Source organism: Pseudomonas guariconensis (genome assembly GCF_015680235.1).
GTDB classification, from domain to species: Bacteria; Pseudomonadota; Gammaproteobacteria; order Pseudomonadales; family Pseudomonadaceae; genus Aquipseudomonas; species Aquipseudomonas guariconensis_A.
In genome coordinates, this window is record NZ_JADLJL010000001.1 from 324,341 (window position 1) to 349,728 (window position 25,388).

General features: G+C 64.8%; 21 protein-coding genes. 17 read left to right on the top strand and 4 right to left on the bottom strand.

The features are described 5' to 3' along the window. Nucleotides 1–141 precede the first annotated feature (141 nt). The 10 genes from IRZ56_RS01505 to IRZ56_RS01550 all read left to right on the top strand — a co-directional run bounded on the left by IRZ56_RS01505 (nt 142) and on the right by IRZ56_RS01550 (nt 11,685). Nucleotides 142–1,536 carry a PLP-dependent aminotransferase family protein gene (locus IRZ56_RS01505; protein WP_196143371.1) on the top strand — a complete coding sequence of 465 codons (1,395 nt, stop codon included), beginning with the start codon at nt 142–144 and terminating at the stop codon, nt 1,534–1,536. Nucleotides 1,537–2,176: 640 nt separating this feature from the next. Then, nucleotides 2,177–3,148, top strand: coding sequence for a hydroxyectoine utilization dehydratase EutB (eutB, locus tag IRZ56_RS01510; RefSeq protein ID WP_196143279.1), 972 nt, complete (start codon nt 2,177–2,179; stop codon nt 3,146–3,148). A 33-nt stretch (nt 3,149–3,181) separates the two neighbouring features. Further along, nucleotides 3,182–4,174, top strand: coding sequence for an ectoine utilization protein EutC (gene eutC / locus IRZ56_RS01515; RefSeq protein ID WP_196143280.1), 993 nt, complete (start codon nt 3,182–3,184; stop codon nt 4,172–4,174). A 33-nt stretch (nt 4,175–4,207) separates the two neighbouring features. Continuing rightward, nucleotides 4,208–5,398 (top strand): ectoine hydrolase DoeA, encoded by a 1,191-nt coding sequence (doeA, locus tag IRZ56_RS01520; protein ID WP_196143281.1) that lies wholly within the window; start codon nt 4,208–4,210, stop codon nt 5,396–5,398. A gap of 4 nt (nt 5,399–5,402) precedes the next feature. Beyond that, nucleotides 5,403–6,422, top strand: a complete 1,020-nt coding sequence (gene doeB, locus IRZ56_RS01525) for a N(2)-acetyl-L-2,4-diaminobutanoate deacetylase DoeB (protein WP_196143282.1) — start codon at nt 5,403–5,405, stop codon at nt 6,420–6,422. A gap of 42 nt (nt 6,423–6,464) precedes the next feature. After that, a complete protein-coding gene (locus IRZ56_RS01530; protein WP_196143283.1) occupies nt 6,465–7,931 on the top strand; it encodes an NAD-dependent succinate-semialdehyde dehydrogenase in 1,467 nt (488 codons plus the stop codon). Nucleotides 7,932–7,943: 12 nt separating this feature from the next. Beyond that, nucleotides 7,944–9,329 (top strand): aspartate aminotransferase family protein, encoded by a 1,386-nt coding sequence (locus IRZ56_RS01535; protein ID WP_196143284.1) that lies wholly within the window; start codon nt 7,944–7,946, stop codon nt 9,327–9,329. 181 nt (nt 9,330–9,510) lie between these two features. Beyond that, nucleotides 9,511–10,404, top strand: a complete 894-nt coding sequence (locus IRZ56_RS01540) for a LysR substrate-binding domain-containing protein (RefSeq protein WP_196143285.1) — start codon at nt 9,511–9,513, stop codon at nt 10,402–10,404. Nucleotides 10,405–10,505: 101 nt separating this feature from the next. Beyond that, on the top strand, nt 10,506–11,210 hold the full coding sequence (locus tag IRZ56_RS01545) for an SDR family oxidoreductase (protein ID WP_196143286.1): 705 nt from the start codon (nt 10,506–10,508) through the stop codon (nt 11,208–11,210). Between the two features lie 166 nt (nt 11,211–11,376). Beyond that, nucleotides 11,377–11,685, top strand: coding sequence for a hypothetical protein (locus tag IRZ56_RS01550; RefSeq protein ID WP_196143287.1), 309 nt, complete (start codon nt 11,377–11,379; stop codon nt 11,683–11,685). A gap of 109 nt (nt 11,686–11,794) precedes the next feature. Here IRZ56_RS01550 and IRZ56_RS01555 read toward each other — a convergent pair whose 3' ends face one another. Next, nucleotides 11,795–12,529 carry a TraX family protein gene (locus IRZ56_RS01555; RefSeq protein WP_328310468.1) on the bottom strand — a complete coding sequence of 245 codons (735 nt, stop codon included), beginning with the start codon at nt 12,527–12,529 and terminating at the stop codon, nt 11,795–11,797. A 305-nt stretch (nt 12,530–12,834) separates the two neighbouring features. Here IRZ56_RS01555 and IRZ56_RS01560 point away from each other — a divergent pair, with 305 nt between their 5' ends. Then, on the top strand, nt 12,835–13,500 hold the full coding sequence (locus IRZ56_RS01560; protein WP_196143288.1) for a hypothetical protein: 666 nt from the start codon (nt 12,835–12,837) through the stop codon (nt 13,498–13,500). Nucleotides 13,501–13,524: 24 nt separating this feature from the next. Here the strand turns inward: IRZ56_RS01560 and IRZ56_RS01565 are convergent, their stop codons facing one another. After that, the gene (locus IRZ56_RS01565; RefSeq protein WP_196143289.1) at nt 13,525–14,661 is read right to left on the bottom strand and encodes a helix-turn-helix transcriptional regulator; all 1,137 of its coding nucleotides are present in this window, start codon (nt 14,659–14,661) and stop codon (nt 13,525–13,527) included. Between the two features lie 436 nt (nt 14,662–15,097). Here IRZ56_RS01565 and IRZ56_RS01570 point away from each other — a divergent pair, with 436 nt between their 5' ends. The 3 genes from IRZ56_RS01570 (at nt 15,098) to IRZ56_RS01580 (ending at nt 18,464) form a co-directional block, all read left to right on the top strand. Further along, nucleotides 15,098–15,502 carry a hypothetical protein gene (locus IRZ56_RS01570; RefSeq protein ID WP_196143290.1) on the top strand — a complete coding sequence of 135 codons (405 nt, stop codon included), beginning with the start codon at nt 15,098–15,100 and terminating at the stop codon, nt 15,500–15,502. A 257-nt stretch (nt 15,503–15,759) separates the two neighbouring features. Further along, nucleotides 15,760–16,215 (top strand): (2Fe-2S)-binding protein, encoded by a 456-nt coding sequence (locus tag IRZ56_RS01575; RefSeq protein WP_196143291.1) that lies wholly within the window; start codon nt 15,760–15,762, stop codon nt 16,213–16,215. Then, nucleotides 16,215–18,464, top strand: coding sequence for a xanthine dehydrogenase family protein molybdopterin-binding subunit (locus IRZ56_RS01580; RefSeq protein WP_196143292.1), 2,250 nt, complete (start codon nt 16,215–16,217; stop codon nt 18,462–18,464). The genes IRZ56_RS01575 and IRZ56_RS01580 overlap by 1 nt, the downstream gene beginning before the upstream one ends. 54 nt (nt 18,465–18,518) lie before the next feature. On the opposite strand, the gene proP is transcribed toward IRZ56_RS01580, so the two are convergent. Next, nucleotides 18,519–20,021 (bottom strand): glycine betaine/L-proline transporter ProP, encoded by a 1,503-nt coding sequence (gene proP / locus IRZ56_RS01585; RefSeq protein WP_196143293.1) that lies wholly within the window; start codon nt 20,019–20,021, stop codon nt 18,519–18,521. 318 nt (nt 20,022–20,339) lie between these two features. Next, nucleotides 20,340–21,230, bottom strand: coding sequence for a LysR family transcriptional regulator (locus tag IRZ56_RS01590; RefSeq protein WP_196143294.1), 891 nt, complete (start codon nt 21,228–21,230; stop codon nt 20,340–20,342). A gap of 95 nt (nt 21,231–21,325) precedes the next feature. Here IRZ56_RS01590 and IRZ56_RS01595 point away from each other — a divergent pair, with 95 nt between their 5' ends. Genes IRZ56_RS01595 through IRZ56_RS01605 form a run of 3 tightly spaced genes read left to right on the top strand, consistent with a single transcriptional unit; the run spans nt 21,326 to nt 25,375 of the window. Next, the gene (locus tag IRZ56_RS01595) at nt 21,326–22,768 is read left to right on the top strand and encodes an aldehyde dehydrogenase family protein (protein ID WP_196143295.1); all 1,443 of its coding nucleotides are present in this window, start codon (nt 21,326–21,328) and stop codon (nt 22,766–22,768) included. Between the two features lie 14 nt (nt 22,769–22,782). Further along, entirely contained in the window at nt 22,783–23,769 is a 987-nt protein-coding gene (locus IRZ56_RS01600) for a dipeptidase (protein WP_196143296.1), read from the top strand. 55 nt (nt 23,770–23,824) lie between these two features. Further along, nucleotides 23,825–25,375, top strand: coding sequence for a BCCT family transporter (locus IRZ56_RS01605; RefSeq protein ID WP_196143297.1), 1,551 nt, complete (start codon nt 23,825–23,827; stop codon nt 25,373–25,375). The last annotated feature ends 13 nt before the right edge of the window (nt 25,376–25,388 follow it).

Here is a 25,388-nt window from a genome sequence, read left to right on the forward strand (position 1 = left end):
ATGCATTGTTCGGGTAACGGGTGTCGACCTTGGACCGGAGCATACAAAAGCCTCAACAGCGATGGCATTGCACTAGGACAATTGCCCGAAGATCCTGCACAGGCGATGCTGTGCGCAGTCCCGACCAGCGAAGCGATACCCATGGAAAACTGGAAGAAAGTCCTCGAGTCGGCACGCATCGGCGAGTCCAAGTACAAACTGCTGGTGCAGGCCATCACCGGGGAGATCGAACGCGGTGAACTGGTGCACGACCAGCGCCTGCCGCCCCAACGGCATGTTGCCGATGCGCTGGAGATCAGCGTGCAGACGGTGACCAATGCCTACAAGGAACTGGAGCGCCAGGGCCTGGTGCGCTGCGAGATCGGCCGCGGCAGTTTCGTCAGCCGGCGCATGAGCGACCGGGTAGCCGACGACATCATCGACCTGCCCGAGCGCACCCTGGTGGATTTTTCCATCACGCGCATCCTGCACACCCAGGTGCACGAGCGGATCTGGCGCGAGACCTGCGCCGAACTCAGCGTGGAGGAAGAGCAGCCATGGATCCACGCCTACCGCCCCATCGCCGGCTTCGAGAGCCACCGCGAGGCAGCGGTGCGCTGGCTGGCAGGCCTGGGCATGACGGTAGAGCGCGACGACGTGTTGGTGACCAACGGCGCGGCCCATGCCATCTTCTTGGCCCTGGCCTCGCTGGCCGGCCCCGATGACGTGGTGCTCTGCGAAGGCCTGACCGACCACGGCGTGATCGGCAACTCTCAGGTGCTGGGGTTCACCCTCAAGGGCCTTGAAATGGACCGCGACGGCATCGACCCGGAGCATTTCGAGGATATCTGCAGCAACGAACGGGTCACCGCCCTGGTGTGCACGCCAAACCTCAACAACCCTACCACCAGCCTGATGCCCGACGCTCGCCGCCGGGAGATCGCCGCCATCGCCCGGCGCTTTGGCGTGCACATCATCGAGGACGATGTGTACGGGCCATTGCTGGGCGAGCGTCGTGCCCGGCCGATCAGCCACTATGCGCCGGAGCTGTCGTTCTATTGCACCAGCATGACCAAGTCGGTGCTCACCGGGCTGCGGGTCGGCTACCTGGCCATGCCCAAGCGCCTGGCGCTGCGCACCGAAAGCATCTTGCGGGTCAACAGCTGGATGGCCACGCCGCTGGTGGCGGAGATCGCCACACGCTGGATCAACGATGGCCGCGCGGCGCAGTTGGCCGAATTGCAGCGCAAGCTGATCAGTGGGCGCCAGGCGATGCTGCGCGAGCACCTGGGCGAGTACCTGCTGGGCAACCCGGCCCAGGCACTGGGCGCCTGGCTGGGGATCCCCGCACACTGGGAGGTGGACAGCCTGGTGCGCGCCCTGCGTCGCCGACAGATCGCCGTGACCCCGCCGGAGCCGTTCCTGGTGCGCGGCACGCCGCGACCACGGGCAGTGCGGTTATGTGTAGGCGCCGAGTGTTCCGATGCCAAGATGCGCCAGGCGCTGGCCGACATGCATGAATTGTTCGGGCAATACCCGCAGATCCACGAGCTTTGACCCGGGGCCGCTGCGCGGCCCGATCGCGGGACAAGCCCGCTCCCACAGAGGGTCAGCACTGGCCGTTTGTTCTTTGCTCGACAGCGCAGCCCAAAGGGCTGGGTGACCTCCCGCAACAAGCGTACACAGGGCCTGTGTGCGGGCTTGCCCCGCGATTGGGCCGGGCCCGCTATCACCGCCGCCAAGCAAGGGCTTCGCCCTTGATCGCGGGACAAGCCCGCTCCCACAGGGTGTGGTTGGCGAAGTACCGGTGGGAGCCGGCTTGCCGGCGATTGGCCAGAACGGGCAACAGCATCATGAATCCTGAGCGAGCAGGGCTGGTTGAGTGCATGGTGATTACCCACACCGGGATGCGATCTGGCTTTGGGTAAAGGGTTGTCTTCATCGCCGGCAAGCGGGCTCCCACAGGGTGTGGTTGGCGCTGCACCAGTGGGAGCCGGCTTGCCCACAACCATAGAATCTCCCACAGAGGTGCGTTGTTCTTTGCGCGACAGCGCAGCCCGATGCGCTAGGTAGTCTTCCACAGGTGCCGCGACAGCACTCCAAAAAAATGTCCAGCAAATTGACCTAGTACATTCATCACGACAATTTGCCGCTCTTAGACTCCGCCCAACACCCGGTCACTCGTTGGGATGCGGTCATGTCAGAGCTTTCGCTTCACGATATCCACCTTGCCCACCAGCGCATCCAGGGGCTCGTGCGTCGCACGCCGCTGGAGCATTCGCCGAGCCTGAGCCGTCTGGTCGGCGTGCCGGTCTACCTGAAACTCGAATCCCAGCAGCTCACCGGCAGCTTCAAGCTGCGCGGCGCGAGCAACGCCGTGGCCTGCCTGGACGACCAGCAACGGGCACGCGGCGTGGTCACCGCCTCCACCGGTAACCATGGCCGGGCGCTGGCCTTCGCTGCCTCGCAACTGGGCGTGCAAGCGACCGTCTACCTGTCGCAGCTGGTGCCGGCCAACAAGGTCCAGGCGATTCGCGACCTGGGCGCCGAGGTGTGCATCGTCGGCCTCTCCCAGGACGACGCCCAGCACGCCGCCCAGCGCCACGCCGAGGAACAGGGCGCCATGCTGGTCCCACCCTTCGATCACCCCGCCGTCATCGCCGGCCAGGGCACCCTGGGCCTGGAAATCATCGAACAGTTGCCCGACGTCAGCCAAGTGCTGGTGCCGCTCTCCGGCGGCGGCCTGTTCGCCGGCGTGGCCCTGGCCCTCAAGAGCCTCAACCCGGCCATCACCACCCACGGCATCAGCATGCGCCGCGGTGCCGCCATGCACGCCAGCCTGCAGGCGGGGCACCCGGTCGAGGTGCAGGAGCTGCCGACCCTGGCCGACTCGTTGGGCGGCGGCATCGGCCTGGACAACCGTCACACCTTCACCCTCACCCAACGCTTGCTCGACCAGCTGCATCTGCTCGAGGAAGCGTCCATCGCAGCGGGCCTGCGCCATGCCTACCACCAGGAACGCCAGGTGCTCGAAGGGGCCGGCGCGGTGGGTATCGCCGCCCTGCTCGACGGCCTGGTACCTGCCCGCGGGCCGATCGTGGTGGTGGTCAGCGGGCGCAATGTCGACACCGCCCAGCACCTGCGGGTGATGAACGGCGACCACGCCTGAGGTTTTCCCTTTTCGCTCACTGGAGGTTCACCGATGCCGGCCATCACCTTGCTCAACGAAGCCGACCTGCGAGACTGCATCACCCTCGACCGCGCCGCGGTCGACACCGTCGAGCAGGCCTTCGCCCTGCTGGCCACCGCCAACGTGGCCATGCCGCCGATCCTGCGCCTGGACGTGCCCGAGCACAACGGCGAGGTGGACGTGAAGACCGCCTACCTGCCGGGCATCGAGCGCTTCGCGATCAAGGTCAGCCCAGGCTTCTTCGACAACCCCAGCCTTGGCCTGCCCAGCCTCAACGGCATGATGATGCTGCTCTCGGCACGCACCGGCCTGCTCGACGCCCTGCTGCTGGACAACGGCTACCTCACCGCCGTTCGCACCGCAGCGGCGGGCGCGGTGGCGGCGCGCTGGCTGGCCCGCGAAGACAGCCGCTGCGTGGCCCTGATCGGCAGCGGCGAGCAGGCCCGCCTGCAACTGCAGGCGCTGCGCCTGGTACGGCCGATCGAGCGGGTGCAACTGTGGGCCCGCGACCCGGCCAAGGCCGCGGCGCTGGCCGATGAACTGGGCCGCGACGGCACGCTGCACGTGGTGCTGTGCGACAGCATCGACCAGGCCATGCAAGGCGTGGATATCGCCGTCACCTGCACGCCCAGCCGTGAACCGCTGATCCAGCCCCGGCACCTGCAACCGGGCCTGCACATCACCGCCATGGGCTCGGACGCCGAGCACAAGAACGAGATCGCCCCGCAGGTGCTGGCCCAGGTCGACCGCTATGTCGCCGACCGCCTCGGCCAGACCCGCGTGCTGGGCGAGCTGCACCACGCCTTGCGCGCCGGCGCTATCACCGACGAGGCCGCCTTGTGCGAACTCGGCCAGGTCATCGCCGGCCAGCACCCCGGCCGTACCGATGCCGGCCAGGTCACCCTGTGCGACCTCACCGGCACCGGCGCCCAGGACACCGCCATCGCCAACCTTGCCTTCGAGCGCGCACGCGCCGCAGGCAAGGGCCTGGCATTCAACAGTTGAACCTCCCCACCCCACTCATCAGAGGGCATTGCAATGTCTCAGTCAGTGGTCAACCTGCCGTTCAGTCGGCAAGAGTACGCCCAGCGTCTGGCCAAGACCCGCGCCGCCATGCAGGCGCAGGGCCTGGAGCTGTTGCTGGTCACCGATCCGTCGAACATGGCCTGGCTCACCGGCTATGACGGCTGGTCGTTCTACGTGCACCAGTGCGTGCTACTGGCGCTGGACGGCGAGCCGATCTGGTTCGGCCGCGGCCAGGACGCCAACGGCGCCAAGCGCACGGTGTTCATGAGCCACGACAACATCGTCGGCTACCCGGACATCTACGTGCAGTCGCGCGAACGCCACCCCATGGACTACCTGTGTCAGGAAGTGATCCTGGCCAAGGGCTGGGGAGCGCTGAACATCGGCGTGGAAATGGACAACTACTACTTCAGCGCCGCAGCCTACCAGGCCCTGTGCCGGCACCTGCCCCAGGCGACCTTCAGCGATGCCGCCGGGCTGGTCAACTGGCAACGGGCGGTGAAATCGCCGAAGGAAATCGAATACATGCGCATCGCCGCACGCATCGTCGAGAAGATGCATGGGCGCATCCTCGAGCGCATCGAGCCAGGCATGCGCAAGAACGAACTGGTGGCCGAGATCTACAGCAGCGGCATTCTCGGCGTGGACGGCCACGGCGGCGACTATCCCGCCATCGTGCCCCTGCTGCCGACCGGTGCCGACGCCAGCGCTCCGCACTTGACCTGGGACGACTCGCCCTTCACCCGCGGCGCCGGCACCTTCTTCGAGATCGCCGGCTGCTACAAACGCTACCACTGCCCGCTGTCGCGCACGGTGTATCTGGGCAAGCCGCCGCAGCACTTCCTCGACGGCGAAAAGGCCGTGGTCGAAGGCATCGCCGCCGGCCTGGAAGCCGCCCGCCCCGGCAATACCACCGGCGACATCGCCCGGGCCTTCTTCAAGGTGCTGGAGAAGTTCGGCATCCACAAGGACAGCCGCTGCGGCTACCCGATCGGTATCAGTTACCCGCCGGACTGGGGCGAGCGCACCATGAGCCTGCGCCCCAGCGACACCAGCGTGCTGCAACCGGGCATGACCTTCCACTTCATGCCGGGGCTGTGGATGGACGACTGGGGCCTCGAGATCACCGAAAGCATCCTGATCACCGAGACCGGGGTGCAGACCCTGTGCGACGTGCCGCGCCAGCTGTTCGTCAAGGACTAACGCCATGAATGCATTCACGGACACCGCCACCGAGGTGGCCAACCCGATCAGCAGCACCGTGGACTTCACCCGCGATGGCGTGCAGCACGGTTTCCTCAAGCTGCCCTACTCGCGCGACGACTCGGCCTGGGGCGCGGTGATGATTCCCATCACCGTGGTCAAGCACGGCGTAGGGCCCACTGCCCTGCTCACCGGCGGCAACCATGGCGATGAATACGAAGGCCCGGTGGCGCTGTGCAAGCTGGCCCAGCAGCTGCGCGCCGAAGCGGTTTCAGGCCGGGTGATCATCGTGCCGTTCATGAACACCCCGGCGTTCCATGCCGGCACCCGCACCTCGCCGATCGACCAGGGCAACCTCAACCGCAGCTTCCCGGGCAAGCCCGACGGCACGGTCACGCAGAAGATCGCAGATTACTTCCGGCGCACCCTGCTGCCCCTGGCCGACGTGGTGCTGGACATCCATTCCGGCGGTCGCACCCTGGACTTCCTGCCCTTCGCCGCCTGCCATGTGCTGCCCGACAAGGCCCAGCAGGCACGCTGCGAAGCGGGCATGCGGGCATTCGCCGCGCCCTACGCCATGCGCATGCTCGAACTCGACGCCCAGGCCATGTACGACACCGCCGCCGAGGCCCAGGGCAAGGTGTTCGTCACCACCGAACTGGGCGGTGGCGGCACCTCGACCGCACGCAGCGTCGCCTTGGCAGAGCGCGGCGTGCGCAACCTGCTGGTACATGCCGGCATCCTCCAGGGCGAAATTTCGCCCGCCGAGTCGATCATGCTCGACATGCCCGATGGCGACTGCTTCATCGCCAGCGAGCACGACGGCCTGCTGGAGATGTGCCGCGACTTGGGCGAGCAGGTGCGCCAGGGCGAGGTGATCGCCCGCATCCATGACATCCGTCGCACCGGCAGCGCGCCGGTGGAATACCGCGCGCGCCGCGACGGCCTGCTGGCCGCCCGGCATTTCCCCGGGCTGGTGCAGTGCGGCGACACCCTGGCGGTGATCGCCGACGTGTTGGCCTAGCCGGAAGACGCAACGACAACAAGAGGTATGGGAGAACAGCTCATGTCAGACGAATACCCGTTCAAGCAACTGTGCCATGTGGACGGCCAATGGCTGCACAGCACCAGCGGCAACAGCATCGCCGTCCTCGACCCGGCCAACCGCCAGACCATCGGCCATGTACCGCTGCTCGACCACGAGCAGATCGTCGCCGCCGTGGACGCCGCCCAGCGTGCCTTTACGTCCTGGCGCAACCTGCGCCTGGAAGAACGTGCGACGCTGCTGCGCCGCTGGGGCGAACTGATCCTCGAACACCAGGAGCCCCTGGCGCGCATCCTCAGCCAGGAGCAAGGCAAGCCCCTGGCCGAGGCGCGCGGTGAGATCGCCTATGCCGCCAGTTTCATCCCCTGGTTCGCCGAAGAGGCCCGCCGCCTGTACGGCCAGACCATCCCCAGCCATATCCCCGGCGCCGACCTTGGCACGGTGAAGGAGCCGGTAGGCGTGTGCGCGCTGCTCACGCCCTGGAACTTCCCCAGCGCCATGATCACCCGCAAGGCTGCCGCAGCCATGGCCGCCGGATGCACCGTGGTGGTCAAGCCGGCCCATGAGACGCCCTACTCGGCCCTGGCTCTCGCCCAACTGGCCGAGGACGCAGGCCTGCCGCCGGGGGTGTTCAACGTGGTCATCGGTGAGCCGCAGATGGCCATGGAAACGCTGGTGCGCGATCCGCGGGTGCGCTCGGTCAGCTTCACCGGCTCCACCCGGGTCGGCAAACTGGTGCTGCAGGCTGCGGCCCATGATGTGAAGAAGGTCGCCCTGGAGCTGGGCGGCAATGCGCCCTTCATCGTCTGTGCCGACGCCGACCTGGACCTGGCGGTGAAGGTCGCCGTCGCCGCCAAGTTCCAGACCTCCGGCCAGGACTGCTGCGCGGCCAACCGCATCATGGTCCAGCGCCCGCTGTACGAAGCCTTCCTCGGCCGCTTCGCCGAGGCGGTGCGGGCCCTGCGCGTGGGGCCGGCGATGGTCGATGGCCAGGAGACCTCGGCCGACGTCGGCCCGCTGATGCACCAGGGCGCCTTCGACGCCACGGTGGCACGGGTCGAGGATGCCATCGCCAAGGGTGCCCGCCGCCTGGTGGGAGGTGAAGCCCATGCCCTGGGCGGCTGGTTCTACCAGCCCACCGTGCTGGCGGACGTGACGCCGGCCATGCGCATCTACCAGGAAGAAAACTTCGCCCCCATCGCCGGGGTGATGCCCTTCGACACCCTGGAGCAGGCCATCGAGATGGCCAACGATACCGAGTACGGCCTGGCCGCCTACATCTGTTCCAACCGCCTGGACGTGGTGCAGCCGCTGATCCGTCGGCTGGACCACGCCATGGTCGCGGTCAACGGCGTGAAGTTCACCGGTCACCCCATCCCGTTCGGCGGCATGAAGGCTTCGGGCCTGGGCCGTGAAGGTGGCAACGAGGGCTTCGAGCCATTCGTCGAGACCAAATATTTCTGCGTGCACCACCAAGGTCAATTCTAAGGAGTGTTTGCCATGAACCCAGAATACAACCAGCTGTTCGAGCAAGACCGTGCCCACTTCATGCACCCATCCACCCACGCCCATGACCACGCCAGCGGCGCGCTCAAGGGGCGGATCATCACCGGTGCCGAGGGCATCCGCCTGCGCGACCACGAAGGCCGCGAGCTGATCGATGCCTTCGCTGGGCTGTACTGCGTGAACATCGGCTACGGCCGCACCGAAGTGGCCGACGCGATCCATCGCCAAGCCAAGGAGCTGGCGTACTACCACACCTATGTGGGCCACTCCACCGAGGCGATCATCGAGCTTTCCAGCCGCATCATCGACTGGGCACCTGCGGGCATGAAGAAGGTCTACTACGGCCTCTCCGGCTCCGACGCCAACGAGACCCAGGTCAAGCTGGTGCGCTACTACAACAACATCCTCGGGCGCCCGAACAAGAAGAAGATCATCTCCCGCGACCGTGGCTATCATGGCTCGGGCATCATGACCGGCAGCCTCACCGGCCTGCCCAGCTTCCACCAGCATTTCGACCTGCCGGTGGCGGGCGTCACCCACACCGTCTGCCCACACTGGTACCGCAAGGCCCCGGCTGGCATGGACGAGCAGGCCTTCGTGCGCTACTGCGCCGACGAGCTGGAAAAGCTGATCCTCGCCGAAGGCCCCGACACCGTGGCCGCCTTCATCGGCGAGCCGTTGATGGGCACCGGCGGCATCATCGTCCCGCCCAAGGGCTACTGGGCGGCGATCCAGGCCGTGCTGGACCGCTACGACGTGCTGCTGATCGCCGACGAAGTGGTGTGCGCTTTCGGCCGCCTGGGCTCGAAGATGGGCAGCCAGCGCTATGGCATCCGACCGGACCTGATCACCACCGCCAAAGGCCTGACCAGCGCCTATGCGCCGCTGTCGGCGGTGATCGTCGGCGAGAAGGTATGGAACGTGATCGAGGAAGGCTCGCAGAAGGCCGGCCCCATGGGCCATGGCTGGACTTACTCCGGCCACCCGATCTGCGCTGCGGCGGCCCTGGCCAACCTGGACATCCTCGAGCGCGAGGACCTGACCGGCAACGCCGAGGTGGTTGGCGCCTACCTCAACCAGCGCATGCGCGAGACCTTCGAAGGCCACCCGCTGGTGGGCGAGGTGCGCGGCGACGGCATGCTCTGCGCGGTGGAATTCATGGCCGATCGCGAAGCCCGCATCGCGTTCGACCCGGCATTGAAGGTCGGCCCGCAGGTATCGGCGGCGTGCCTGGAGCGGGGCATGATCGCCCGTGCCATGCCCCATGGCGACATTCTCGGTTTCGCCCCACCGCTGGTGCTGGACAAGCAGGATGCTGAGCGCATCGTGGCCATCACCAAAGCGGCGGTGGATGAAGTGGCGGGGAACGTGTTGGGTTGAGGATGCTGGGGGGCGCTATGCGCCCCTTTCGCGGCACAAGGCCGCTCCTACAGGGGCTGTGTAGTGCTCACGGTGAGTGCGGGCTTGTCCCGCGATTGGCCCGGCTTTCCTTGGCAGAGAAACACGTGCCACACTCGGCCCAACAGCCCAGCCCTCGTTACCCAATAGAAAACCCATTGCCATGCCCGCAGGTTTCCCTGGTTTGCCCTCACTCAATGCGCTACGCGTGTTCGAAGTGGTGGCGCGTCACCTGAACTTTCGCCTCGCCGCCGAGGAACTTGGCGTGACCCAGGCTGCCGTTGCCCAGCAGGTACGTGGACTGGAGGCGAGCCTGCAAGTTCGCCTGTTCGACCGCCTGCCCCGCGGCCTTGGTCTGACCGATGCCGGGCGGGCCTACAGCGCGAGCGTTCGCAGCGCGCTGACAATGCTCGACGAGGCGACCCGGCTGCTGCGCCCAGAACCCTCACATCTCACCGTCAGCGTTACCCCGACCTTTGCCTCGAAATGGCTGATCCCCAAGCTGGGACACTTTGCCCAGACACATCCAGACATCGACCTGCGACTGCTGGCCACCGAACGGCTTTCACATTTCCATACCGATGGCGTCGATATCGCCGTGCGCTACGGCCAACCACCCTTCGGGGCTGGCCTGAACGCCGAGCTGTTGATGGAGCAGCGGATCGTCGCGGTGGCAAGCCCCGCCCTGCTGGCCGAACGCGGCATCCCCGATCGCTTCGAAGCGCTGCAAGGGTACGTTGCCCTTCACGATGCCCATGATTATTGGCCGCAGTTCATCGCCACCGTGTTTCCCGGCCACCCCGCAACGACAACCAAGCATGTACATTTCAACCAGACATCGCTGGCGATCGATGCTGCCGTTGCCAGGCAAGGCATTGCCCTTGCCAGCCAGGCGTTCGTCAAAGACGATCTCGCCACAGGCAGGCTGGTGCAGGTTTTCCCTCAGCACCTGCGGCTAGACAAAGCGTTCTACCTCGTATGGCCACGCAAGGCACAACAGCCTGCGGCCCTGGATATCGTCAGGCACTGGTTCAAAGCCCAGGTAGACAATAGCTAATCTACTGGCTCGGCAACGCTGGGCTGCCTCCCTGGATGCTCATGCGACTGCTAGTGTGAAACCTACTGCAACAGCGTGGTTTTCAATGCTCAGGAGGTAGCATGTCTGTAGAAAAAGTAGCGATCATCACCGCCGGCGGCAGTGGCATGGGTGCAGCCGCGGCACGTCGTCTCGCAGCCGATGGCTTCAAGGTCGGCATCCTTTCGTCTTCGGGCAAGGGCGAGGCGCTGGCTAACGAACTCGGCGGTATCGGCGTGACCGGCAGCAACCAGTCGGTGCAAGACCTGCAGCGGCTGGTCGATGCCGTCATCGAGCAATGGGGCCGCATCGACGTACTGGTCAACAGCGCCGGCCACGGTCCTCGCGCGCCCATCCTCGAGATCAGTGATGAAGAATGGCACAAAGGCATGGAGACCTACCTGCTCAATGTCATCCGCCCTGCACGCCTGGTGACGCCGATCATGCAGCGGCAAAAAGGCGGCGTGATCATCAACATCTCCACGGCCTGGGCCTTCGAACCCAGCGAACTGTTCCCCACTTCGGCGGTGTTCCGTTCTGGCCTGGCGGCGTTCAGCAAGATCTTCGCGGACAACTTCGCCGCCGACAACGTGCGCATCAACAACGTACTCCCCGGCTGGATCGACAGCCTGCCAGCCACCGATCAGCGTCGCGACAGCGTGCCGCTCAAGCGATACGGCACCAGCGAAGAAATCGCCGCGACCATTGCCTTCCTCGCCAGCGATGGCGCGGCCTACATCACCGGGCAGAACATCAGGGTCGATGGTGGGGTGACGCGTAGCATCTGATGCGGTCGTTTTGCGGGCTCGAACCTGTGCTTGGCGCTTTAAAGGCCGGCCCGCTGGTTGTTAACGCGCTTGGTCCGAAAAGGTTGTGATAAATGCATACCGAGACGGAGCCGGTCACTCCAAATTGGACACAGACCTTCCTGTGTTTGACTTGAGGTAAGCGACCATGGCTAACAATCAAGACAAGGGTAACCAAGGCGACACCAACACTGGCATGGGCAACAACACAGGTACAGGCCAACAAGGTGGCCAGGGCTCCGGAAGCGGCATGCCCAACCCGCAAAAAGGGGGGCAGCAATCGGACCGCAAGCCTGAGGACAAGATGAACAAGGACTGGGATCGCTCCCGGGAATCCGGAAGCCAGGGCGGCCAGGCTGGCCAGGGCAGAACCGACAAGCAGAACCCCTCCGACAGGGACCGCATGGGTGGGCAACAATCGCAAAGCGACACTCAGCAATGGGACAAGAACCGCTGATTGCCGATGAGCGGCGCCGGGGTGGGTAACTGCCCTGGCGCCTGCCGGGCCTTCTGAAAGAGGACGCGTGGCAGTTGGCCAACGGCAGCGACGCCAAGTGGAAAAAGCGCTAGAACACGTTGCGTATACCGAGCAGCACAGCGAGATGGCCTGGGTAGAACCAGTAGCTCCATTGGGTGACCGGCATTACTCGCAAGGGCAGCTTGCACCAGAACAGCGCCAGCCCAAGTACGGGCGCAAACGCGGCGACCAGCAACGCCAGCATGGCGTAGGGCTCCAGCTGCACGGCACGTGCGAACAACCCGGTACGCGTATTGATGATGACGCACAGCGCAACGGGCACGAGCGCAAAGAGCGCCGGGCGCTTTATCGCCAGCAACAAGGCCGAAGGCAGGAGCACGCCAAAGAAGCCATACATGAGCGGCTCGTTCAGCACACCGGCGAGCGCTACCGCCGCGGCCGCCATCGCCAGGCTTTCGACGCTTCGGTGATGCGCCCCCCAGGCCACCAGCAGGCCCAGGGCCAGGGTCACCAGCACATTGAACGTGTCCGAGGTGCCAATCAGGCGATACGGCACCTCTGAAAGCGCAGCGAACAGCACTAGCAGCGCCAGGTACCGGCCGTTGCTGCGGGTGAACAGCTCGCCTGGCCGAGTGCGCGAAACGTTGATCGCGATGGCCAGGCAGAACAAGGGGAACGAAAGCCGGCCAAGCACGAACAGGTCACTGAGCGTCGGCCAGGCCAGGCGCATGTGATCGAGCACCATGGTCAACAGGGCGATCCACTTGATCAGGTCCTGTTCGGCATGGCGTCCACTACTGGCGTTGGCTTCTCTGAGGTTCACGGCATACTCCTCGGGCTACCCACCGTCTGCGTACTGCATCAAGGGCTGTAACGAAGCGCCTCCTGGACGCTGCCCAACATCGGGTCGACGTCACAGTCAATTTCCGACACCGCTGTCGGCATTTCGCCAAGGCGTATTGACATCAATCCGTGCCGCTAGAGAAGATCGCCGGGCCAGCCAGGCGATACAACACGCCTTGCAAATAGTTCCGCAAAACCCCCAAAAAAAAAACGACCAGACTGCTCACACGCAAGCATGGCGCTGGCCCCTATCCCTGCCTGAATACCCTTCCATAGGAAACAATCATGCGCAAAACAGCGACGATCATCGGTTTGCTGACGCTTTGCGGTTGCTCCACCCATACCGGACAGACCGGTGACATGATCGCCGACGCGGCCAAGGACGGAGACGTCTTAGGCGTGGGGATCATGAGCCTTGCGCTGCCTTTCGCGCTGATCATGGACGTCTTCACCTTGGGCAATACCCTGGACGAAGACGACATGGAAACGGTCGCAACGGCAGTCGAAGCCTCAGCCAACACTTACACTGCAAGCCAAGCCCAGGCAAGCGAAGCCATCACTCCCCATCAGCCCCCCGAGGCCAACACTTACTACACCCAGGCGCCGACGCCGGGGAGTCAAGATGCGCTCATTGCATCGCTCAAGGACCACGCCTTGCCACAGTGCGTTGAATACCGCGGCAATCGCTTCTACAACGTCTGCAACTTCGACATCGAGTTAACGTTCTGCATCAAGAACCCCGCGCCGTTCGACAAGGCACCGCTGACCGACGCAGGTGCTGCCTACGATTGTGCAAAGGATCAATACGGCTTGTGGACGATCGCTGCAGGCAAGGCTATGGCAGGAACATTCACCGGAGAAAGGGCGCTTTACAGCGCGTGCAGGCGCCCTTATTCACCCGTGAAAATCAAAGGAATCGCAGGCGGCCCAGACCAATATGCATGCAAATAGCAGCTGCTGAAGTCGTGAGCGTTGTCACACCTCTGACCCCAAGGTCGCGACACTGCGCAGGATCAAACGCACCAGCATCGTCTGACGCGTCACCCCGGTCTTGGAGAAGATCGACCGTAGGTGCGCACGTGCCGTGTTGCTGCTGATGCCCAGCTCGATCGAGGCCTCGTCCTTGGTCAAGCCGTTGGCCAGCAACATGGCCAGGCTGGTTTCTGCCGGTGTCAAGTTGAACAGCGCGCTGACGATTTCCTTCGGCGCGCTGGAATGCCGCTCCGGGTCGCTGATGAAGATCACCACCGCCGGGCACTGCTTGCCTTCGCTCCATTCCAGCGGCGGTACCGAGCGCACGATGATGCCCAGGTCCGCGCGCTCGGAAGCACGCTTGACCCGCAGGGCTTCGACCACCGATGGGGTATTGCTCTTGTGCGAGAGCAGGGAGCGTTTGACCAGGCGGCGAAACTCCTGGGTCTCGCGGCTGCTGCCGACCACCAGCGAGCCCTGGACCAACCTGATGCCATCCTTGGCCTGGATCAGGTCATTGGCAACCTCGTTGGTCTGCAGCACATGGCCAGCCTCATCGAGCAGGATCGTGCCGACCTCGAGCTGGTCCACCGCCTCGGCATACAGGTTACGCTCGGTGGCGATGCGGTTGAGCTGGGTATGGATTTCGACCGAATGCTCGAGGTGCGGAATGAACTGCGCCAACAACGCCTTTTCGTCATCGCCGAAGCCAGGCGCGGTGCGGCTTCGGCTGATGCGGATCCGGCAATTGACGCCGTCGCACGTGGTGATGTCTGCGCCCAGGATATGGAACACGTCCAATGGCTCGAGAAAACTTTTGTAGAACTCCGAATTCAGCCAGTTGTTGTCGGTGATGAACTCCGAGTTGGTGACCACCTGGCGATTGGGCAGGTCGACGAATGGGTCGAGGGCGAAGAAGTACTGGTTGTAGGAGCTGGTGATCTGCGCCGTGGAGCCGGTGGTATTGATCATCAGGCCGACATCCAGATGGCTTGGCGGGCGCAGCATGAACGTGACGTACTTGCTGCGCATCTGCACATTGAGCTGGTTGAGGAATGTGGCCCAGGGAATGGTCTCCCGTGGCCCCTGATAGAGTTTGCCGACTAGGTCACTGAACGACTCGACGCTGAGGTTGTGCATTGAAAAACCGCTTTTCTTGTTGACGTTGGCACGGTGTTGGAAGCACTGCCATCAGGCCTTGTGGCCGATCGCATGAGGCTCACCAGGCAGTGTACCCGCCCTGGCGAAGCTCAAGGCAACCTGACGGACGATGCCCGTCGCGGCGCCGGTCACGATTTATGGTCTCGTCGAAATGGCCCATCAGCCTCGCCTCGTCACGTCTCGTTGGACCCGTGAGAAAACATTCTCGGCAGCGATCGGGGGCCGGGCATCGGCCATTGGGACTATGGCCTGTGGCCCAGTTCTCGCGGGCAGCCAAGAAAAAGCCGGGGCGTTATTTATACGAGGCGGCCTAGAACTTTTTCCTATTTATCGGTCTATCTGGATAGCCACGAAGCTCGGCAAATCACTTGCCAGCCGGCTACATCCCATTGTCCACCAGAGGTTGTCTTCGCTCATGAAATTCCATGTCCCACGGATAGTGCTGCTCGGCCTGTTCGCGTTCGCGGCAATGGGCTCGGCATCAGCAACGCAAATGAAGGCGTCCACCCCTGCGGCCACTCCTGAAGTCGCAGCCGTCCAGGCTCCGCGCGAGGCCGCCGGCAACCCCTGGGCCAATCTGGCCAGCACCGCCGACCTGCAATCGGCACCGCTGCTTGCCCATGACGACCGCTACTGGCACGACCACGATGGCCGCTGGCACGACCGCCGAGGTGACTGGCGCCGTGACCACTGGCGCCGCGAGCAGGCCCGCCGCGCCGCCGAGCGCCGTCGCGACTGGGAACGCCACCATTATCGCGCCATGCACCATCGCTACGACCGCGACTACCGCGATTACGATCGCCGCTACTATCGTCGCTGATATCCCCTCGTTTTTCTGCGCCAAGCACCTTGGCGCCCCTGCAGACGTCTGGCACGACCTGGAGGCCTGCAGGGCAGTTCCAACCGACAGATGCGGACCTGCGGGCGCATTGCTCCGATTCAGTCAACCGACAGCCAATTCACCAGGCCCTGGCGATGGCCACCCGCCGCGCCTGTGCTAGCGTTTCTGGATTGGGCGCACTTCGCCCGCCTGCCTGACGAGAATCGACCTTTCAACCGACTGATTACAGGTGAGCCATGGAGCTGAAGATCAATCAAAAGACCTACCAGGTCGATGCCGAAGCCGACACGCCGCTCTTGTGGGTGATCCGCGACGACCTGGGCCTGACCGGGACCAAGTACGGTTGCGGCCTGGCCCAGTGCGGCGCTTGTTCGGTACTGGTCGACGGCAGCGTGGTGCGCGCCTGTGTCACGCCGGTGGCGAGTGTGGTCGGCCGCGAGGTGACCACCATCGAGGCGATCGAAGCCGATGAGGTGGGCAAGCGTGTGGTCGCGGCCTGGGTCGAGCATCAAGTGGCCCAGTGCGGCTACTGTCAATCCGGCCAGGTGATGGCGGCGACCGCGTTGCTCAAGCACACACCCAAGCCCAGCGACGAGCAGATCGACGCGGCGATGGTCAACCTGTGCCGCTGCGGTACCTACAACGCCATCCATGCCGCTCTGCACGACCTGGCCCAAGGGGATAAAGCCTGATGAAAGCGCCAATCGCTACCCCCGAAGATCTGCTGAACCTGAGCGCGGGCGAAACCGTCAACCTGTCGCGCCGGCGTTTTCTGGCCGGCACCGCGGTGGGCGCACTGGTCCTCGGCTTCGGCCTGCCGCTGGGCTCGGCCCGGGTGCAGGCAGCAGCGGCAACGACCCCGGAACGCGGCACCCAGGTACCGGCTTTCCTGGAGATCCGCCCAGACAACACCGTGCGCCTGCTCAGCCCGTTCATGGAAGGTGGTCAGGGTACCTATACCTCCATGGCGCAGATCGTCGGCGAGGAACTGGACGCCGACCCGGCCACCTTCCTGGTCGACAGCGCGCCGCCCGGCGAGGCCTACGTGGTCATGGAGAACGGCATGCGCATCACCGGCGGCAGCATGTCGGTGCGCATGAGCTACCCAACCATGCGCCGCCTCGGCGCCCTCGCCCGCGCCATGCTGCTGCAGGCCGGTGCCGAGCATTTCGGCGTGCCGGTGGGCGAGCTGTCCACCGAGCCTGGCAAGGTCGTCCATGCGGCCTCCGGGCGCAGCGTCAGCTATGGCGAGCTGGCCGAGCGGGCCATGGACCTGCCCGTGCCGGACCCGGCCAGCATCCCCCTGCGCGACCCCAGCCAGTTCCGCTGGATCGGCAAGCCGGTCAAGCGCGTCGATGCCTACGACAAGTCCACCGGCAAGGCCCAGTACAGCATCGACACCAAGGTCGACGGCATGCTCCATGCTGCCGTGCAGCATGCACCTCGCCTGGGGATGACGGTCGCCAGCCTGCACAACGAAGCCCAGGTCAAGGCCATGAAGGGGGTGCATTCGGTGCATCAACTGCCTGGCGCCGTGGCCGTGGTCGCCGAGCGCTGGTGGCACGCCAAGCAGGCTGTGCAGGCCCTGCAGGTCGACTGGCAGGAGCCGGGCCCGGGCTCGAACGTCCGGTCCATGCCCAAGGACTTTTCCAGCGACGCCTGGCGCGAACACCTGGCCGCCCAGCCCGGCCCTGGCCGCGACGATGAAAAGCAAGGGGACGTGGCCACCGCCCTGGCCGGCGCCAAGACCACCGTAGAGGCGACCTATCACAACCAGTACCTCAACCATGCCCAGATCGAACCGCCGTCGACGACCGCCCGGTTCAACCCGGACGGTTCCCTCGAGGTGTGGCTGCCCAACCAGGCACCGGATATGTTCCGCGACGACATCGCCAAACGCACCGGCCTGGACCCGGCGCGGATCACCCTGCACTCGCCACTGCTCGGCGGCTTCTTTGGCCGGCATTTTCTCTATGACTCGGCCAACCCCTACCCCCAGGCCATCGCACTGGCCAAGGCCGTCGGGCGCCCGGTGAAGGTGATCTGGACCCGCGAAGAAGAGTTCCTGCGCGATGTGCTGCGCCCGGTCGCCGTGGTCAAATTCCGGGCGGGGCTCGATGACAAAGGCTTGCCGGTCGCTCTCGAAGCCGTCAGCGCCACCGAGGGGCCGACCGAAGCCATCGCCGGCAAGCAAGGCGAGCAGCTCGACCCCACTGCCCTCGAAGGGTTGTCGGGCAAGGCCTATGCCATCGCCAACAAACGCATCGCCCAGGTCTACGTCAAAGGGCCGGCCATGCTGGGCTACTGGCGCTCGGTGGGCAACTCGCTCAACGACTTCTTCTACGAGGCGTTTCTGGACGAGCTGGCCGACAAAGGTGGCCAGGACCCCTTCGAGCTGCGCCTGCACCTGCTGCGCGACAACCCGCGCCTGACCACCTTGCTGCAGGCCGTTGGCGAGCTGTCCGGGGGCTGGAAGCGCGGCCCGTTCACCGCCGAGGACGGCAGCAAGCGCGCCCGCGGCGTGGCCATGGCCTCGCCGTTCGGCTCCGAGGCGGCGGTGATCGCCGAGGTGTCCATCGACAATGGCCAGGTCAAGGTGCATGACATCTGGCAGGCGATCGACCCGGGCAGCATCGTCAACCCGGCGATCATCGAGGCCCAGGTCAACGGTGCGGTAGCCCTGGGGCTGTCTCAGGTGCTGCTGGAGGAAGCGGTGTGGCAGGACGGCATGCCACGGGCACGTAACTTCGACATGTACCCGGTACTGCCCCCGTCGCGCATGGCCCGGGTGCATGTGCGCATCGTCGAGAGCGGGGCCAAGATGGGCGGCATCGGCGAGCCACCGTTGCCGGCGGTAGCGCCGGCGGTGGCCAATGCGGTGGCGCGGCTGACCGGCCAGCGGATTCGCAGCATGCCGCTGAGCCGCTACACGTTCAGCTGACACCACCGAAGCTCAGCGCCCTCGTGCAAAACAGCGGCCTGGCGCAGCCAGCCACTATTCGATGCGAGGGTGCTGCTGCACCAGCAGCTTGCGCTTGGCTTCGAGCTCGGCGATCTGCGCGTCGATGTCTTCGATCTTCTGCTCGATGGTGTCGTGATGCTCCTGCAGCAGTTCGCGCGCCTCCTCGATGTCCGAGGCCGCCGGCGCCGCACCGCGCAGAGGCTTGTTGGCCGTCTCTTTCATCGACAAGCCCGTGGCCAGGCCGACCACGGCGATCACCATCAGGTAATAGGCCGGCATGTATAGGTTGTTGGTACCTTCTACCAACCAGGCGGCGATGGTCGGGGTCAGGCCGGCGATCAATACCGAGATGTTGAAGGCGCTGGCCAGGGCGCTGTAGCGGATGTGGGTGGGGAACATCGCCGGCAGCGTGGAAGCCATCACCCCGATGAAGAAGTTGAGCAGCACCGCCAGCATCAACAGGCCGGCAAAGATCACACCCAGCACGCCGCTGTTGATCAGCATGAAAGCCGGGATGGCGAGGACGAACAACCCCACGCTGCCAGCGATGATGAACGGCCGACGCCCGAACTTGTCACTGAGCAGGCCGATCATGGGCTGGACGAACAGCATGCCGACCATGATCGCGATGATGATCAGCACACCGTGGTCTTCGCTGTAATGCAGGTTGTGGGACAGGTAGCTGGGCATGTAGGTCAGCAGCATGTAGTAGGTGACGTTGGTAGCGATCACCACGCCGATGCAGGTCAGCAGGCTGCGCCAGTGCTGCGTGGCGACCTCCTTGAACGATACCTTCGGGCCCGAGGCCAGGCCTTCGCGGTCGCCCTGCTCGAGCTTGTCCACATGCTGCTGGAAGGCTGGAGTCTCTTCCAACGCATGGCGCAGGTAGAGGCCGATGATGCCCAATGGCAGGGCCAGGAAGAACGGCAGGCGCCAGCCCCAGTCGAGGAACCGTTCTTCGCCCAGGAGGGTGGAGATGAACACCACCAGGCCCGCGCCGAGCACGAAGCCTGCGATCGAGCCGAAGTCCAGCCAACTGCCCAGGAAACCGCGCTTGCGGTCAGGCGCGTATTCGGCGACGAAGATCGACGCCCCGGTGTACTCCCCGCCCACCGAGAAGCCCTGGGCCATCTTGGCCAGCAGCAACAGGATCGGCGCCCAGATGCCGATCGAGGCATAGGATGGGATCAGGCCGATGGCGAAGGTGCTCAGGGACATGATCACGATGGTCGCGGCCAAGATCTTCTGCCGGCCGTAGCGGTCGCCCAGGGCGCCGAAGAACAACCCGCCCAGCGGGCGTATCAGGAACGGCACCGAGAAGGTCGCCAGGGCGGCGATCATCTGCACGCCGGGGCTGGCATTGGGAAAGAACACCTTGCCCAGGGCATAGGCGACGAACCCATAGACGCCGAAGTCGAACCACTCCATGGCGTTGCCCAGCGCGGCGGCGGTGATCGCCTTGCGCATCTTGGCATCGTCGACGATGGTGATGTCTTTCAAACCGATCGGCTTGACGGTTTTTTTCCGTGGTTTCATGGCCAGTCCCTGTAGCTGAGCGAGTTCTATGGCATCAGATACAACGGGACGCTAAATAATTCCTCGTGACGGCACACACCGTGCGCGGTGGGAGCCAACTGTCTTGAGTTGCTTGCCCCAGTCCTATCGCTGGCAAGCCAGCTCCCACAGGTACGGCGGTGTCTCTGAAGACAGCGCAGGCCTGGTGGTGGCGGGTTCTTGGCAAAGGCGGTTGTGGCGTTACCGACGCATTCGCGGGGCCAGCCCGCTCAGAAGACACGTGATTTCTGTAGAAGCGGCCTTGTGCCGCGAAAGGGGCGCCAAGCGCCCCTGAAATCCTCAATGCCCAGCGCTCGGCAACTGCGCCCGCAAGAACCCCATCAACGCTTGCGCCGCTGGCGACAGGCTGCGCCCCTTGCGTGTCAGCATGCCGATCTGGCGCTCCACCTTGGGCTCTGCCAGCGGCAGGAATGCGAGTTTTTCGTTCTCCAAGGGAAACGCCAGGTACGGCAAGGTACTGACCCCTACCCCCTCCTCCAGCATCGCGATCAACGAAATCATGTTGGAGACGAACAGCCGACTGTGCTCCAGCAAACACGCCGCATCGGTGCCTTCGAGCAGCCGCGAGGTGCCATTGCGGATCATCGGCACGTCCTGCAGTTGCGACCAATGCAGGGCACCGCCCACCGTCACCAGCGGGTGGTCAGCCCGGCACACCACCCCGACCTGGTCGTTGATGATCGACGTGAATTCGACCTGCTCATCCTCCATCCACAGGCTGCCGATACTGAAATCCACCTGCCCCTGGGCCAGCAACTGCTGAACGCTTTCGGCCGTGCCGTCCTGAATGCTCACCTGCACGTTCGGGTGCTCGGCCACGAAACGCGCCAGTGGCCCTGGCAACAAGCGACTGGCCACCGACGGTACGGTAGCGATGCTGACTTGGCCGATTTCGTGACGGGCCAGCAGCATGGCCTCACGGGCGATCCGGTCGTGGTGTTCGAGCAAGCCGCGAAACAGCGGCAGGCAATGCTCGCCGAAGGGCGTCAGTTCCACCCGGCCACCGCCCTTCTCTACCAAGGGCTGGCCCAGTTTCTGTTCGAGTTCGCGCACCGCCAGCGATATCGCGGGCTGGGTGCGGTAGGCCTGGCGTGCGGCGGCATGGAAACTCTTGAGCTCGGCCACCAGCACGAAATAGCGCAGCTGGGCGATCTTCAACTCGGGCAACATGGTTAACGATCCTTATCAAAGCATTTTTTTTATTAATTTTTATTTGCACCATATTGCTCGCATGATGGAAGCCAGGCAAACGGAGGCTTTCATCCATGTCACTCAACACCTACAAGAACTACATCGATGGCCAGTGGTGCGAAGGCCACGCCACCATCGACAACCACAGCCCCTCGGACACCCGCGACTTGATCGGCCGCTACCACCAGGCCAGCGCTGAGCAGACCCACCAGGCCATCCAGGCCGCCCGCGCCGCGCAGCCACGCTGGGCCGCGACCGGCCTGGAAGCCCGCCAGCAAGTGCTGATGGCCATCGGCGACGAGCTGATCGCCCGCAAGGCAGAGCTTGGCGAACTGCTCTCGCGAGAAGAAGGCAAGCCGCTGGCCGAAGGCATCAGCGAGGTCCACCGCAGTGGCCAGTTCTTCCACTACTATGCCGCCGAGGTGTTGCGCCAGATGGGCGAGACCGCCGCTTCCGTGCGCCCCGGCATCGACATCGAAGTGCACCGCGAACCGGTTGGCGTGGTGGGCATCATCACCCCCTGGAACTTCCCCATGGCCACCGCCGCCTGGAAGATCGCCCCGGCCCTGGCCTTCGGCAATACCGTGGTGTTCAAGCCTGCCAACCTGGTGCCAGCCAGCGCCTGGGCGCTGACCGAGATCATCAGCCGCCAGGGCCTGCCGGAAGGCACCTTCAACCTGGTCATGGGCAGCGGCGCCAGCGTCGGTGAAACCCTCGTGCAGTCGGCCGACATCGACGCACTGACCTTCACTGGTTCTCTGGAGACCGGTCGCCACGTGGCCATGGCCACTGCCGGCAACCTGGTGCGCTGCCAGCTGGAGATGGGCAGCAAGAACGCCTTGGTGGTGATGGACGACGCCGACCTCGACCTGGCGGTGGAATGCGCGCTCAACGGTGCCTTCTTCGGCACCGGGCAGAAGTGCACGGCGTCCTCGCGGCTGATCGTCTGCGAGGCGATCCATGACCGTTTCGTCCAGGCGCTGCGCCTGCGCATGCGCCAGCTCAAGGTCGGTCATGCCCTGCACGCTGGTGTGCAGATCGGCCCGGTGGCCGAAGCCCGCCAACTGGAACAGAACCTGGAATACCTGCGCCTGGCACAGGCCGAAGGCGCCACCCTGATCGAAGGCGGCGAGCGCCTGCAACTGGAAACCGACGGCTACTACATGCGTCCGGCGCTGTTCATCGACAGCCGCAACGACATGCGCATCAACCGCGAGGAAGTCTTCGGCCCCATCGCCTGCGTGATCCGCGTGCGCGACTTCGAAGAGGCCATGGCTACGCTCAACGACACCCGCTACGGCCTCACCGCCGGCATCATCACCCAGTCGCTGCGCCACGCCAGCGCCTTCAAGCGCCGCGCCCAGACCGGCTGCGTGATGGTCAACCTGCCCACCGCCGGCACCGACTACCACGTGCCGTTCGGCGGCCGCAAAGCCTCGAGCTTCGGCCCGCGCGAACAGGGGCAATACGCCCGCGACTTCTACACCGTGGTCAAGACCACCTACCTGCGCCCCTGAAAGGAATACTCGCCATGCACGACCTCTTGATGATCGACGGCCTGCAGTATTCCAACTGGAGCCCGGAGATATTCCAGCAAATGCAGGCCGGTGGCCTGAGCGCGGTACACGCCACCATCGCCTACCACGAGAATGCTCGCGAAACCCTGTCGCGCCTGGGCGAATGGAACCGCCGTTTCGAAACCTGGCCCGAACTGATCCGCCCGGTGCGCACGGCCAGCGACATCCGCCTGGCCCACGAGGAAGGCCGTGTGGGGATCTTCTTCGGTTTCCAGAACTGCTCGCCGATCGAGGACGACATCGCCCTGGTGGAGGTCTTCCGCCAGTTGGGCGTGTTCGTCATGCAGCTCACCTACAACAACCAGAGCCTGCTGGCCAGCGGTTGCTACGAGCGCGAAGACAATGGCATCAGCCGCTTCGGCCGCCAGGTGATCGCCGAGATGAACCGGGTCGGCATGTTGATCGACATGTCCCACAGTGCCGAGCGCAGCACCCTGGAGGCCATCGAGCTGTCCAGCCGGCCGGTGATCATCTCCCACGCCAACCCGTCGAGCTTCCATGCCGCCAAGCGCAACAAGTCCGACGCGGTACTGCGTGCCATCGCCGAGTCCGGCGGGCTGCTGGGCTTCAGCACCTACCCCTTCCACCTCAAGGGTGCCTCGGAATGCAGCCTGGAGAGCTTCTGCGACATGGTCGCGCGCACCGCCGACCTCATGGGCGTGGAGCACATCGGCATTGGCACCGACCTGTGCCAGGCGCAACCGCTGGCCGTACTGGAATGGATGCGCAACGGCCGCTGGAGCAAGGAAAAGGACTACGGCGAAGGCTCCAAGGACAACGCCAACTGGCCCGCGCCGCTGCCATGGTTCCGCGACAGCCGCGACTTCCCCAACATCGCCCAGGGCTTGCGCGCCCGAGGCTTCGCCGAGGAAGACGTGCGCAGGATCATGGGCCTGAACTGGTTGCGCCTGCTGGAAACCGCCACCACGGCGCAGGCCTGAGCCCACCGCACGGACAGCATCAACAATAACAACAATCGCAGGTTCCGGAGGCTTCATGAAAAACCCAACCACCCTGCAAGCTGAGGGCCAGGCCATGCGCCTGCCACTGGCACGCGACATCGACTGGCCACTGTTCTTGATCAGCGGCGGCTTCCTCGGCGCCTTCCTGCTCGCCGCGCTGATCGACATCGACGCCGTCTCGGCGTTGGTCAATACCCTGTTCGCCTGGTCGACCAAAGCCTTCGGCCTGTACTGGCAGGTCCTGATGCTGGCGACCTTCGCGGTCAGCCTGGCGATCGGCTTCTCCAGATGCGGACGCGTGCGTCTGGGTGGCGTCACCCAGCGCCCGGACATCAGCACCTTCAACTGGATCGCGGTGATCATGTGCGCCCTGCTGGCCGGTGGCGGCGCCTTCTGGGCTGCCGCCGAACCGCTGATGCATTTTGCCAGCCCACCACCGCTGTTCGCGGGCCTGCAGCCGCACAGCGAAGCGGCGGCTACCGCGGCCTTGGCACAATCGTTCGTGCACTGGGGCTTCTTGGCCTGGGCGGTGCTCGGCAGCCTGCTGGCAATCGTGCTGATGCATCTTCATTACGACAAGGGCCTGCCGCTGGCACCGCGCACCCTGCTCTACCCGCTGTTCGGCGAGCGGGCGCTCAAGGGCCCCATCGGCACCCTGGCCGACGCTGCCTCGATCGTCGCTGTGGTGGCCGGCACCATCGGCCCGATCGGCTTCCTCGGCCTGCAGATCAGCAGCGCCCTGCATGCCGTCTGGGGTGTGCCCAACGGCATTCTCACCCAGTCGATCACCATCGTCCTGGTCACGCTGATGTACACCGTCTCGTGCCTGGTGGGGCTCAAGGGCATCCGCTTCGTCAGCGAGATCAACGTGTGGCTGATGCTTGGCCTTGCCGTGTTCATGGTGGTCTTCGGCCCGACGCTGTTCATCCTCGGCGGTTTCCCGGCAGCCTTCGCCCTGCACGTGGAGCACTTCATCCCAATGACGATGTTCCGCGCCGACCCCAAGTGGCTGGACTGGTGGACGGTGTTCTACTGGGGCTGGTTCATCGGCTACGCACCCATGGTGGCGCTGTACGTCGCGCGCATCTCGCGGGGCCGCACCATTCGCGAGATCATCATGACGTTGTCGATCATCGCCCCGCTGGTGACCATGTTCTGGTTCACCGTGGTCGGCGGCGCCGGCATCGGCCTGGAGCTGCAGACACCCGGCATCGTCACCGCCCATGGCTCACAGCCAGAAGACCTGCTGCTGGGCGTGACCCAGAACCTGCCGCTGGGCGGCCTGGTCAGTGCGCTGTTCCTGTTCCTGAGTTTCATCTCGGTGGCCACCAATGGCGATGCCATGGCGTTCACCGTGGCGCTGGCGATGTCCAGCACCGACAAACCGAAGAAATGGCTGTGCGGCTTTTGGGCCATCGGCATGGGCCTGGCGGCGGTGGTGCTGATCACCATCGGAGCGGGCGGCGTGACGGCCCTGCAGTCCTTCATTGTCATCACCGCGGTGCCGGTGTCGCTGGTGATCCTGCCAGCGCTGTGGGATGCGGTACGCATCGCCCGGCACATGGCCCGCGAACAAGGCGTCTGAACATGAGGCATCC